The following is an 11,703-nucleotide window of genomic DNA, read 5'->3' as shown; positions in this document are numbered from 1 at the left end:
CTTCTTATGCGTAGAATTCTATTAATCAGCGATACTCATGGTAATTTGGATATCATTAATGAAAAAGTGAACCAGACAAAAGCAGATATAGTTATCCATGCTGGAGACTTTGGGTTTTATGATGAACAGAGTATCTATCGACTCAGCCCAAGGGAGTTACGTTTGTTAATTGCCCATTCACCAGTTTGGCGTCAATATAACGTTGATAAGCAGACTGATCGCGACAAACTAATAGAAATTGTCAAAGAAAATCGATTATTAGGTGATTTCCCTGATTATATCTCAGGTGAAAAAAAGTTCTCAGTTCCTGTTTATGCTGTTTGGGGAAATCATGAAGATGTAAAAGTTTTGAGGCAATTAAATAGCAATCTCAGCGTTGAAAACCTGCATGTACTTGACGAGCACCACTTTTATCAATTCCAAAATAGTGATGATGAATTGGAATTTTCTCTTTATAGTTTGGGAGGTAATTTTTTAGTCAGCAAGAAGTTATTCGATAAACCCATTGCGGGCAATGGAGGTAAAGTGTGGACTGTATTACATCAATTTGGAGCTTTATATCAGCAGGTTAGAAATAAAAATAAACCATCAATATTTGTATCTCATGTCAGCCCGGGTAAAGAACCACTTTTATCTCGTTTAATCATGCATTTTATGCCTACTTTTTGGATTAGTGGTCATATGGGTGCACCGTTTACCTGTACCTGGAATCAATTTACTATCCGAGAGATGAATGAGTCCTTAGATTGGTTAGAGACAAATATTGAATTAATAGAAAAACAATACCAGCAAGGTCTTCTTACGGATGAGGCAGTATTGGCCTACGAGTTAATTAAAAGGCCTATCTCTGAGGATGATTCTTGGTATAAAAAATTATGGAATATTAATCTTCCTGATGTAATTGACGGACATGCCCTACTAATTTTGAGCGAGAATAAATTTTCATTAGAGACCTATTCAAATGGAATTAAGTTCAGTAATTGAATACTGTCATGTGCAGACATGTAAAAAATACTTGGGGCAAAGGGGACAAGTGGGCATCCACGTCTTTACTGGGTTAGACTCGTCCCCACCTCTTTTTGTAAAGCTGGGACGTGAGGGACATGGATAGTTCTTATACTTAGATAATATCTAAAACGTATCAATTCGTGATTCGCGATTCGCAAATCGCGAATCTATGCTATACTTTGATTATAGTGACGCTCTGCTAATGACAAAATGCTAAAGCCACAAGATATTGTGATACTTTTAAAAATCCTGGCAAATAAACATCCTGATCAATTACTTCAAAAAGATTTAGCAACCTATCTTTGCATGAGTGCTTCTGAAGTACATGAAGGAATGAAGCGATTAGAGTTATCCGGATTGCTAGGGCCTGTTTATCGCAAATCAGAAGATTCTAATCCAACTAAAATCGTTCGGATGCCCATAAAAGCCGCGTGTGAAGAATGCTTAATTTACAGCATAAAATACTTCTTTCCTGTGCAACTAGGATCTTATACAAGAGGAATTCCTACGAGTTATGCAGCCCCCTTATTTGAAAAGTATATTGTGTTGGGTGATGATCCCATACCGGTATGGCCATATGCAGAAGGAGGGCATCGAGGATTAGCTTTAGAGCCTTTATATCGATCAGTACCTCAAGCGATAGCTAAACATCCGGATCAACCGTTTTACGAATTATTGGCTCTGATTGACGCAATACGTATAGGAAAAGCAAGAGAGCGGAATATTGCAATTAAATTATTAAGAGAGAAGTTATGTTTCAAAGAAACCAGCGTGCAACCTCAAATTTAAAGATGTTGGAATTTGTCGCGCGAAGACTTGGCGAATTGAACGATGAAGTGGTCTATCTAGGTGGCTGCACCACTGCACTTTTTATCAATGATCCGCTTTCTCTGGATGTTCGGCCAACACTGGACGTGGATTGTATTATTGATGTCTTATCTTTAGGACAGTATTACAAGTTTGAGGAAAAGCTAAAAGAAAAAGGCTTTCACCGTTCGATACAAGATGATGTTACCTGTCGTTGGCATTATGATGACATTATACTGGATGTTATGCCGACTGACGAAAAAATCTTAGGTTGGGGAAATGAATGGTATAAAAAAGCTATTCAACATGCTGTTGCTCATCAGATTACAGATGATATCAAGATTAAATCGGTGACAGCCCCGTATTTTTTAGCCACTAAAATTGAGGCATTTAAATCAAGAGGAAATAATGACTTTCTTGGCAGTCATGATCTTGAAGACATTATAACGGTAATATCCGGCTGTGTTGATATTGGCGAACAAGTACAAGCTTCTAAAGATGATTTAAAATCTCATTTGAAATTAATATTCAATGAATTTTTAAAGAACGATCAATTCATGTTGTCACTACCTGGCCATGTCAGTGACGGGCCAGTGACAATGCAACGTGTTCAAACTGTCATAGAACGAATAGAAAGACTTGCACAATAATAAATAAGGCATCCAAAATGAAATTGGCGTGGTTAACAGATATTTATCTCAATTTTCTAGAAGTTGAAGTTCATCAAAAATACTATGAGAACATTCTAGCTACCGGTTGTAGGCACACGCATAGTGGTGCTGAATATCAGCCAAGGACTAACTTAATTATGAAGGCTGGTAAAGCTGAGTATTACAAGCCCGGGATACAAGAAATAATAACTATATAGAGTTGGAAAGACTCGCACATGGTTGGAAGGATAAATAGACTGCCAACGTTAAATTTATCTATTTTGTAGATAAATGTCTCTTATTAGGCGACATTCATTATTTTATAAGTAGTGTCTTTCTTCAATCAAACTTTCATAGGGAATATGTAATTCCTTATGTAGTTTAACGATTTGAGGTAGGGTTAAACTGCGCTTCCTATTTAGAACATCACTGACGCGGCTTCTAGGGCCAAGAAACGGTTCTAAATCTTTCCTGGTTAAATTCATTTGGTCCATTAAAAAGAAAATTGCATCTACGGGATCTGAGGGCGGCATAGGATAGTGTTTATTTTCATATGCTTCTACTAAAACAAGCAGGATATCAAGCTCATCTCCTTCTGGGGAATCTTCTTTTGCACCCCATAGTGATTCAATGCGCTTAAGAGCTTGCTGATAATCAGTCTCATTATGTATAGGTTTAATCATTTAGTTCTACCTCCGCGGCATTAACTCGATCATATTCTTTATGAGTGCCGACAAATTTAATAAACATAGCCATTCTAGGGTAGTCCACAGCACAAATAATACGATACGCATTTCCTTTAACATTAAAGACAACCCTTTCATTAGCAATAAATGAAGCATTTCTGAGCGTGTCTTTAATATCTTGAGGTGTCCTCCAACTTTGTTTTAAACAAAAATGGTACCATTCATTTAAGTAAGGCTTAGACTTCTCATTCCCCGGCTGTTCCCAATATTTCTTTAATTGGCTTTTTGCTATTATTCTCATAAATATAAATTATATGTTACCAAAATGGTAACGTCAAGAGTGATATAAAAATGTACATCCAAATAGATGAAACTTTCGTCTAATATGGAATCTAGTCTCGGCTAAAATGGAATTAAGCTTCGGCTGTTATGGAATATAAAGTAATTATTAATGTTTTTTACACTAAAATAAATCGAATAATTTGAAGTTATATTCACTTATATAAAAAAATGCAGGGACAAAGGGGACTTGTGGGAAACCCGCATCAGTATTGAGTTTAAACGTCCCTGCTTTCATTTGCAAAAATGGGGCTAGGGGACATTTAAACTTCAATATCATTTGAATAATACCCTATCATATCTTTTAATCAGATCTACATCTCTTGACAACCTTTTAAATTTTCTGCATATTTGCCTCGAGCTAATTTATTAGTGCTCATGGCCTTAAAGGCTAGTAGTTAATGGAAAAGAATTATCATCGTTTTATCTGAAATTGAACCCGGTAAACAAGTGATATTCATTACGCAGGATGCGACTGGTCGGCATTACGCTGAAATGAAATCAATTGACGAGGTTCCTTTTTATGTCTTTACAAAAACTATCACGCCTAGATCTTTTAAACGAATTTGAATCTGCACCCCTTTCTGCCTTATTTAATCAACAAATTATTGCTGCTGTATTGAGCTGCTCTACGCAATTACTTGAGCGTAATCGCTGGGCAGGTAGTGGCGTTCCTTACCTAAAAATTGGTGGCAGAGTCTTATATCGCAAAAGTGATGTACTTGATTTTCTCCAGCAACAAAGAGTTTATTGTTCAACCACTCATCAAGGGCAGTTATCAGCCTAAGTTAACAAATCAATTTTATTGTTGTTTTCGCATTAATGGAAAATTATCCGGTGTCGAGCTTGGTTTTCCATTAATGCTGATTGGAGAATGCTTTATGTCAAAGAATAATATTACATTAATCAATGCTGCAAAATATCGTTCTGTCGTTTGTGGCTATGCCGGAGGTTATTTTAAGTTAACTGATAAAGGCGTATTTTTTACCGCTAGCGATAAGGATGGCAATCAACTTCCGCCACGCTGGCTTTGTTCACCTTTGTATATCATAGCTAAAACCCGTGATGCTAAAAGTGGAGAATGGGGCCGATTACTCCAATGGCAAGATGAAGATGGCATTATTCATCAGTGGGCTATGCCGTTAGCGATGTTGCAAGGCGATGTTTCAGAGGTCAGACGTGAGTTGGCTAGGTTAGGTGTGGCTATATCACCTAGTAAATCAGCAAGAGAGTTGCTGACGTCTTATTTACAAATCTGTCCCGTTGAAGCACGCGCACGCTGCGTTGATAAGTTAGGTTGGTATGAAGATGTTTTTGTAACGGCTAATGAAACAATTGGCAATACTGCTGAAAAGGTCGTTTTTCAGAATACACATGCAATTGAGCCTGCTTTGTCAGTGTCAGGAACAGTAGAGGATTGGCGTAACTCTATTGGCAAGCTAGCATCTGGTAATTCACGCCTAGTTTTTGCTATAGCTACTGCATTTGCTCCTGCTCTGGCAAAGCTTGTAGGTGAAGATTCTGGTGGCTTTCATTTGCGTGGTGCGTCATCATCTGGTAAGAGTACCGCGCTAAAAGTAGCCGCTTCTGTTTGGGGAAATCCTAAATCTTACTGCCGTTTATGGCGCAGTACGTCAAATGGACTAGAAGGCCTAGCTGCTTTGCATAATGATGGCTTACTTATTCTTGATGAGTTAAGCCAAGTTGACCCAAGAGAAGCAGGGGAGGCAGCTTATCTTCTTGCTAATGGTCAAGGAAAAACGCGTGCTTCTCGAGCTGGAACGGTTAAGCAATCTTCCTCATGGTCTGTATTTGTTCTCTCAGCTGGTGAAGAATCATTAACGGCTCTTATGGCTAAAGCAGGGATTCGGGCTAATGCTGGACAAGAAATAAGGCTTGCTGATATTGAAGCTGACGCAGGTGCAGGTATGGGATTGTTTGAAACACTCCATAATCAACTAACGCCTGCAACCATGGCTTTAAATCTCAAAGAATTTGCTAGCCAATATTATGGTGCTGTAGGTATGGCTTGGCTACAGAGTGTTGTAGCCAACCGATTAACTATTATCCCAGCAATAACTAATATGACTAAGCAATTCGTAGAAAAAGTGATTACACCAGAGGCCACTGGCCAAATGATACGTGTAGCAAGAAGGTTTGCACTAGTCGCTGCAGCAGGTGAGCTAGCCAGCCAATTTGGTTTAACTGGCTGGCAAACTGGTGAGTCATGTCGTGCAGCTCAAAAATGCTTTCAATCCTGGCTAGAGGATTTTGGCATAAACGGAAACCGTGAAGACCGAGCCATATTAGCACAAGTACGTGCTTTTTTTGAATCCTATGGACCAAGTCGATTTGATAATGTTCGTGCGCCAAATAATGAGCGCATATTAAATCGCGCTGGGTTTTACCGTACAGATGATGAAGGGTATCGCATTTTTATGGTTCTGCCAGAAGTCTATAGGAATGAGTTATGCAAAGGATTTGAACCAAGAATGGTGACTCGAGTGCTAATCAATGCTGGTTGGTTGAAGCCTGCGCCGGATGGTAAGGCGTCGCATAAACCACGGATTAGGGGAGTGGGTACGCCAAGGTTGTATGTGTTTACGGACAAAATTTGGAGTGAAGCATGATATCTATTGCTTAGTCATAGTAATTGATAAAGCCAGAGTATTTGAGAACTTAAGAGGGCGTAGTATGCTCTGGCTTAACAAAATTTGTGCATACTGGTTTCTGGCCTTATATTAAACTTAAGATAAGTCGTTTAGCTAAGGAGCCTATTTACATGGATAGTAAAGAAAGCAATAGATATTATATAAGAGAAGTAATTAAAGAAAAACGTACAGATTATTTTGTAGAATATTATCCAGCGAATGACAACAATTTTCTTGCTATAGTTAATCTTATATATTTAGAAGAAAAAATTAATTTTAATACTGCAAGGAATGATATTGAAAAAGAATTTTATATTTGGCTAGAAAAATATCCTATTCCGCAGATGGTGTCTGCCTTCAATCATTCAGGAGATTTAATCTATCTTGATGATACACTTTGCTCTTCACTATCTGGCTTCATAAACCTAGAATCACGTGAAATTACTGCTAAATGGGATTTGTTGAAAGATGACGAATTTCCAGATGTTCAGAAAACCCCACAATATCAAAAGAATGTATATAAAGACTTACCAGTTACAGAATTTGATCCTGATAAGGCTAAAAGTATGTTTATTAGAGAGGCCAAATTACAGAAAAGACTTATTTTAATATACGGTATAAGTGTAATTTTATTTCCTTTAATAATAGAAATAATAGCGTTAGGTATAAATTGGCTAAATTGGCTCATAATTATTTCTGGATGGTTGATTGCGCTTTTTAAGATTGGAAAATTTACAGGATGTATAAAGCCTACTGAAGCTGAATTAAATGAGCTAAAGAAGAAGCATTACTATTATCATTGTGAACGTAACCAAAAAGGTTTTCTATTATTACGTAATGAAAATTATAAGCAAGAGCAGATTAAGACTATTCATCAAGAGTACAAATCTATAGATAACTAAAATTAATTCAGAAAAGCTAATTTATTCTTGCGATGCTTTACTATCTTTTTATTAAAAGCCTTTTAGTTAAGCCTCTCAACATCCCGAAGAATTCTAAGGGCGCAATATACATTCATTCGAATGTTTGCTAATCTTGGCCCGAGTCTTACAAAAAAATTCCGCATGGATAGGAATTTTTTTCTTCTAAAAGCAATGATGGAGCACTTTTATTTTGGTGGTTTCATGGCGATTGCTTTTGCCCGTGTTTCAATTCATACCCGAGCTAAAGGTCATAGTGCGTTAGCTGCTAGTAGTTATCGCTCTGGTACTCGCTTACATGATTCTCTCAAAGATTATGATTATTCTAATCGTCATGATGTTGCGTTTTCATAAATAATATTGCTAGAAGCAAGCGTAGCCTGCTGAGGCCACGCTTTTTAAGTCGTCATTTTGTTCTATTGCGATTTGCGCTATAGGACCGAGGTTGGTTTCAGGCTTGATTTTTCTGGGTTGTAGCGTTTGGGGAATTCCTGCGTCACTGCAGGGAAATTGCAGTGACGCAGATAATTGTTTATGAATTAAAACGTTTAATGTAGTTAAGTATTTCTTCGATGTAGTTTTTTATATCAATGAGGTGATTGTGTCCATTATCTTCACCAACTTTTCTGACGGAAATTATAATTTTCCATTCCTTTTTTGAATTCGTATCATTGATTTTTAATTTATATTCCTGTGGCATTTGATTTTCAATAAGAAGTCTTGATTCGTGTCTATTAAAATAAAAATATAGCGCCAATGTTGGTAAAAATATACACTCTTGGGCTTTTCCTTGTTTGATCATATTTAAGGATCTAGTTGTCTCTTGTTTATTGCAATCAATTTTAATCTCAACTAAGAATTTAAAGTTAAAATTGGTGAAAGAGTGAATTATTGTATGACGAATGAAAAATAATTTATTTGAATTTTTCCCCCAATCCACTGCTCAATCATATAATTCATTTTCCTTGTAAAAAGTTTGCTGGTGAGGATTTGAAAACCTCGATAAAGATGTGATTAACTTATGAAGACCTGTATCAAAATCCGTCCTAAAATCAGCATATAATTTTTCTTGAAGAAAAAGAGGTACTTCGCATTCTTCAAGCAATAAAGGTAAAATAAGTATCTTATTGTTTGCTTGAAGTTCTCTCATAAGAGCGGAGTTTAACTCTTTTTGACACCATGCAGATTTTACAGATGATTGAGATAGGGCAACAATTAGTGCGCTAGCTTCATTGATTGCTGATTGAATTTTATCTATTAAAGAGTCGCCAATGTTAAGTTCATATTCATCGATCCAAATGTGCACTTTATTTATGACTAATTGTTGAGCAATTTTATGGACTATTTCCCTATCATTACTGCTGTAACTTATAAAAATACTCATGCTGATTCCCTTCAATAAAGTAACTCTTATTATAGATTACTTATTTAGCAAGCATAGCCCGGATGAAGTGCAACGAAATTCGGGATGTTCGAAGCCCAATATCATGGATTACGGCTGCGCCTGTATCGGGGGTATGCTAGCTAGAACATAAAAAAATTAACTGAAAGAAAAGGAAAGAAATCTTGATTACGCTACGCTGTATTAAGGCTACGTTGGCTGCCGCAATTGTTAGTAAAAATAGAGGAAATTGGCAATAAGCAACAGGAAAGATTCCTTGATCGAGGTCGTTAATATATTTAAATGTCCCTTGCGCCCCACAGTATAAAATAGGTTGAGGGTCGCTATAACTCAATGCTAACGCGGGTTTCCCACAAGTCCCTTTTGTCCCTATGGTTTTTGATAAGATATCAATAAAATTGGAATCTTTTACAGGTAATTACAAGATAAACTGAGTCTAAATTTACTTTATATGCCTAACTGGAAAGGCAAGAAATAAACTTCCTTACTCTGCGCTTCATTAAGGCTAACCATGCTAATTAAGTAAAGGAAGTTTGATATTGTTGTCTTCCAGAACAAAGTCTATATCTACTTGTATCTGAGATGGAAATTTTTTAAATCTGCAACAGTTATAAAGAAAATATTTAAATTTACTATTTCTGCATATTTTAATATGAAATAATCTCCATCAATCGAATGGAAAGAATCTAAAGAAATAATTTCATTAGTTAATTTTGGCGAATTTGAGTGTTCTGTAGATAATTGACCTGTAAGAGTGCGTGCTGCGGAGGATAGGATTAAGGTTTCAATCTCACCTTTACTATTTAGTGAGTAATCTTCAAGTAATCCTTTATATATATATAGCATCCTTCGCCAGTCTCAATCATAGCAAAAATTTCGATTAAGTCGGGCTCTTCTTCAAAGAAATCATAGGCTTTAAAGAAATAAACCCATTTATTATTAAGTCTTAACCACTTTATTTTTTTGTCTAATTTATAATAAGTTATAATTTTACGAGTCAAAACTCCTAAAAAGAAGCCAACAGTACACAATATAATAATATATATGATTGTATAAATAAGCTCATTGGAATTAATGTTTATAGTATTAGAGTCTTGATTTGCGATTAGTTTGATAAATTTAGTTGAATCAATATGTAGGAGAATAATTTTTTCTAATAATAATATTGATAAAGCATGTAGAACTAATGCTACAAGAAGCGCTAATGCGGTTTTCTGCCCTAAAGGCACAAAATTTATATCTTGGTAATCAAATTTGTAATAAGAGTTAATAAAGAACAATCCAGGCATTATTAATAAAAATATTAGGAGGGCTGGAAATGCAAGGTTCATGTTTTATCCCTATTTATTTTTTCTTCGATCGCCCCAAGCATTTACAAATTTTAATTTAAAATTATTTTCGCCTATTAGTATATCAATACTACCCTTATTAGATTTATGTAAATTGTTTAGCCCCTCTAAAAAATCTTTTCTTTTATCCGGATCGCTTAGTATTTCTTTAGCTCGCTTACTCATTATAGCTTTCATTATTATTACCTAAAGATATTTATATTTGAATTATAGCAAAAGATTGATTTGGGGAGGCGAAATGTCTACATTGCGTCTACATGGCTTTTTTGAATTTTTCTGAAACTTACGTAACTACTTGATTTTATTGGTGGGCCCACTAGGACTTGAACCTAGGACCAACGGATTATGAGTTATATGAGATTAACAAATGGCCATCAATCATAACAAATACAAATAATTTAATCAATAAGTTAGCTTAAGACTATTGTTCCTATCTATTGTAGATTACTGCTGTTTTTTATTTCTAAGTGCCCCACCAGTGTCCCATGCAAAGTGCTGTAGTAACTTATTTAGTTACATAGTGATTGTACATTTTTAAGGTAATAATATTACAGAAGATACTAATATGAATTACTCAATATTAAGATCTCTAATAGCAGGAAAAAGTTCACCGACTTCTACTTTTAGGGTTTTGGCTATTCGAATAAGGTTTAATGCAGCAATGTTTCTTTCACCACGCTCCACGCTACCCATATAAGTTCTATCTATTCCAACCTCAGCAGCAAAACCCTCTTGAGAGAACCCTTGAATCTTACGAAGTTCCCTTATTCTAGAGCCTAGTCTGATAAGAAATGGATGTTTTTTATTCATCCAATAAGCATATAAGTGGTATACTTATAGAACCACGGACTATGAGTATCAAAGCGTTTTGTTATTATAAGATTGTAGAGGCATTCATGAATACCCTTTATACAAATAATGGCTTGTACCAATTAGATCCATTTGCAAACGAAGCAGAGCTTGAGCAAGCAATTCAAATAGTTAAATTTGATCTTTTTGGAGATAATAGAATCTATCTAGATATAAAGAAAAAAATTGGTAAAAAAGGAATTTATCAGAATATTCCTGATGGGTATTTATTAGACTTAAATAACAAGATTCCACGATTATATTTTGTTGAAAATGAATTAAGTAGGCATGATGCAATTAAGCATATTGCTGCACAAATTATTGGATTTTTTACTTCATTTGATGCAGATCCAAGAAAAGTTAGGAATATTCTATTTAATGAACTAAATAATAATTATGAATTAAAAAATATATGTGACATTTACATCTCTTTACATAAATATAGAAATTTTGACCATTTCCTTGATTGCTTGATAGAAAATCTTCTTTCTATTCTTGTAATCATTGATGAGGAGCATATTGCCTTAGAAAATTTTGTTATTCCTAGACTTAAAGTAACTGTTGATGTTCTGTACTTAGCTCGTTATAAGAGCGCTAATAGCAATTATATTTTTCATTTCACCCCATTTCTACAAGATGTTATTGAAGATAATAATGGTGTAGCTCGAATTAAAAATATTAATCTATTCGAAATTGATACTATTGTTGTTCCCATTAGAGAAAAATGGTTTCAGAATTTTTTAAATGAAAACCGGTATTATGGTCTCCGGTTGGAAAGCTCCATGAGAGAAAGGATAAAGTACATTGCTTGCTATCGTGTGTCACCTATTTCAGCTATTACTCATTTAGCAAAGATAAAATCCATTGAGCCTTGGGGGAATACCGGAAAATGGTTTATCAATTTTGAAAAAATAGAAGAAATTAAGGCCGTTACTCTAAATAAAAATGGTAAAGTAAAAGCGCCTCAAAACCATAGATATACTCTCAGAAATAAATTATTAAATGCAACAACTTTAGATGACATTTAGGAATGTCATAATAT

At 35.2% G+C, this 11,703-nt stretch carries 16 protein-coding genes; 9 read left to right on the top strand and 7 right to left on the bottom strand.

The window, feature by feature from the left end; translation table 11 throughout:
• The first annotated feature begins 6 nt into the window (after nt 1-6).
• The 4 genes from E1P04_RS01695 (at nt 7) to E1P04_RS17955 (ending at nt 2,683) form a co-directional block, all read left to right on the top strand.
• Nucleotides 7-984 carry a metallophosphoesterase family protein gene (locus E1P04_RS01695; RefSeq protein ID WP_131781192.1) on the top strand — a complete coding sequence of 326 codons (978 nt, stop codon included), beginning with the start codon at nt 7-9 and terminating at the stop codon, nt 982-984.
• 234 nt (nt 985-1,218) lie between these two features.
• On the top strand, nt 1,219-1,797 hold the full coding sequence (locus tag E1P04_RS01690; RefSeq protein WP_131781191.1) for a hypothetical protein: 579 nt from the start codon (nt 1,219-1,221) through the stop codon (nt 1,795-1,797).
• Between the two features lie 47 nt (nt 1,798-1,844).
• The gene (locus E1P04_RS01685) at nt 1,845-2,465 is read left to right on the top strand and encodes a hypothetical protein (RefSeq protein ID WP_242604363.1); all 621 of its coding nucleotides are present in this window, start codon (nt 1,845-1,847) and stop codon (nt 2,463-2,465) included.
• Nucleotides 2,466-2,482: 17 nt separating this feature from the next.
• Nucleotides 2,483-2,683, top strand: coding sequence for a hypothetical protein (locus E1P04_RS17955; RefSeq protein ID WP_131781190.1), 201 nt, complete (start codon nt 2,483-2,485; stop codon nt 2,681-2,683).
• Between the two features lie 102 nt (nt 2,684-2,785).
• On the opposite strand, the gene E1P04_RS01675 is transcribed toward E1P04_RS17955, so the two are convergent.
• Together E1P04_RS01675 and E1P04_RS01670 are read right to left on the bottom strand one after the other, a co-directional pair.
• On the bottom strand, nt 2,786-3,148 hold the full coding sequence (locus tag E1P04_RS01675) for a helix-turn-helix domain-containing protein (RefSeq protein ID WP_131781189.1): 363 nt from the start codon (nt 3,146-3,148) through the stop codon (nt 2,786-2,788).
• Entirely contained in the window at nt 3,141-3,452 is a 312-nt protein-coding gene (locus E1P04_RS01670; RefSeq protein ID WP_131781188.1) for a type II toxin-antitoxin system HigB family toxin, read from the bottom strand. The genes E1P04_RS01675 and E1P04_RS01670 overlap by 8 nt, the downstream gene beginning before the upstream one ends.
• Before the next feature lie 561 nt (nt 3,453-4,013).
• On the opposite strand from E1P04_RS01670, the gene E1P04_RS01665 reads away from it, so the two are divergent.
• From E1P04_RS01665 to E1P04_RS01650, 4 genes are all read left to right on the top strand, one after another.
• A complete protein-coding gene (locus tag E1P04_RS01665) occupies nt 4,014-4,277 on the top strand; it encodes a MerR family transcriptional regulator (RefSeq protein ID WP_131781187.1) in 264 nt (87 codons plus the stop codon).
• 94 nt (nt 4,278-4,371) lie between these two features.
• Nucleotides 4,372-6,120: a DUF927 domain-containing protein gene (locus E1P04_RS01660; protein ID WP_131781186.1), complete on the top strand. Its 1,749-nt coding sequence runs from the start codon at nt 4,372-4,374 to the stop codon at nt 6,118-6,120.
• A gap of 152 nt (nt 6,121-6,272) precedes the next feature.
• The gene (locus tag E1P04_RS01655) at nt 6,273-7,043 is read left to right on the top strand and encodes a hypothetical protein (RefSeq protein WP_131781185.1); all 771 of its coding nucleotides are present in this window, start codon (nt 6,273-6,275) and stop codon (nt 7,041-7,043) included.
• A 162-nt stretch (nt 7,044-7,205) separates the two neighbouring features.
• The gene (locus E1P04_RS01650) at nt 7,206-7,415 is read left to right on the top strand and encodes a hypothetical protein (RefSeq protein WP_131781184.1); all 210 of its coding nucleotides are present in this window, start codon (nt 7,206-7,208) and stop codon (nt 7,413-7,415) included.
• Nucleotides 7,416-7,593: 178 nt separating this feature from the next.
• On the opposite strand, the gene E1P04_RS01645 is transcribed toward E1P04_RS01650, so the two are convergent.
• The 5 genes from E1P04_RS01645 to E1P04_RS01625 form a co-directional block, all read right to left on the bottom strand.
• Nucleotides 7,594-8,001 (bottom strand): hypothetical protein, encoded by a 408-nt coding sequence (locus E1P04_RS01645; RefSeq protein ID WP_165482647.1) that lies wholly within the window; start codon nt 7,999-8,001, stop codon nt 7,594-7,596.
• A gap of 3 nt (nt 8,002-8,004) precedes the next feature.
• Nucleotides 8,005-8,445, bottom strand: a complete 441-nt coding sequence (locus E1P04_RS01640) for a toll/interleukin-1 receptor domain-containing protein (protein ID WP_131781182.1) — start codon at nt 8,443-8,445, stop codon at nt 8,005-8,007.
• Nucleotides 8,446-9,266: 821 nt separating this feature from the next.
• Nucleotides 9,267-9,794, bottom strand: coding sequence for a hypothetical protein (locus E1P04_RS01635; RefSeq protein WP_131781181.1), 528 nt, complete (start codon nt 9,792-9,794; stop codon nt 9,267-9,269).
• Nucleotides 9,795-9,803: 9 nt separating this feature from the next.
• Nucleotides 9,804-9,989 (bottom strand): hypothetical protein, encoded by a 186-nt coding sequence (locus E1P04_RS01630; RefSeq protein WP_131781180.1) that lies wholly within the window; start codon nt 9,987-9,989, stop codon nt 9,804-9,806.
• Between the two features lie 393 nt (nt 9,990-10,382).
• Nucleotides 10,383-10,622 (bottom strand): helix-turn-helix domain-containing protein, encoded by a 240-nt coding sequence (locus E1P04_RS01625; RefSeq protein WP_131781179.1) that lies wholly within the window; start codon nt 10,620-10,622, stop codon nt 10,383-10,385.
• A gap of 86 nt (nt 10,623-10,708) precedes the next feature.
• On the opposite strand from E1P04_RS01625, the gene E1P04_RS01620 reads away from it, so the two are divergent.
• A complete protein-coding gene (locus E1P04_RS01620; RefSeq protein ID WP_131781178.1) occupies nt 10,709-11,689 on the top strand; it encodes a hypothetical protein in 981 nt (326 codons plus the stop codon).
• Nucleotides 11,690-11,703: the final 14 nt, after the last annotated feature.

This window comes from Legionella gresilensis, from assembly GCF_900639865.1.
In the GTDB taxonomy this organism is placed as follows: Bacteria; Pseudomonadota; Gammaproteobacteria; order Legionellales; family Legionellaceae; genus Legionella_C; species Legionella_C gresilensis.
The sequence above is the reverse complement of the archived record's forward strand: the minus strand, read 5'-3'. Positions and strand labels throughout refer to the sequence as shown.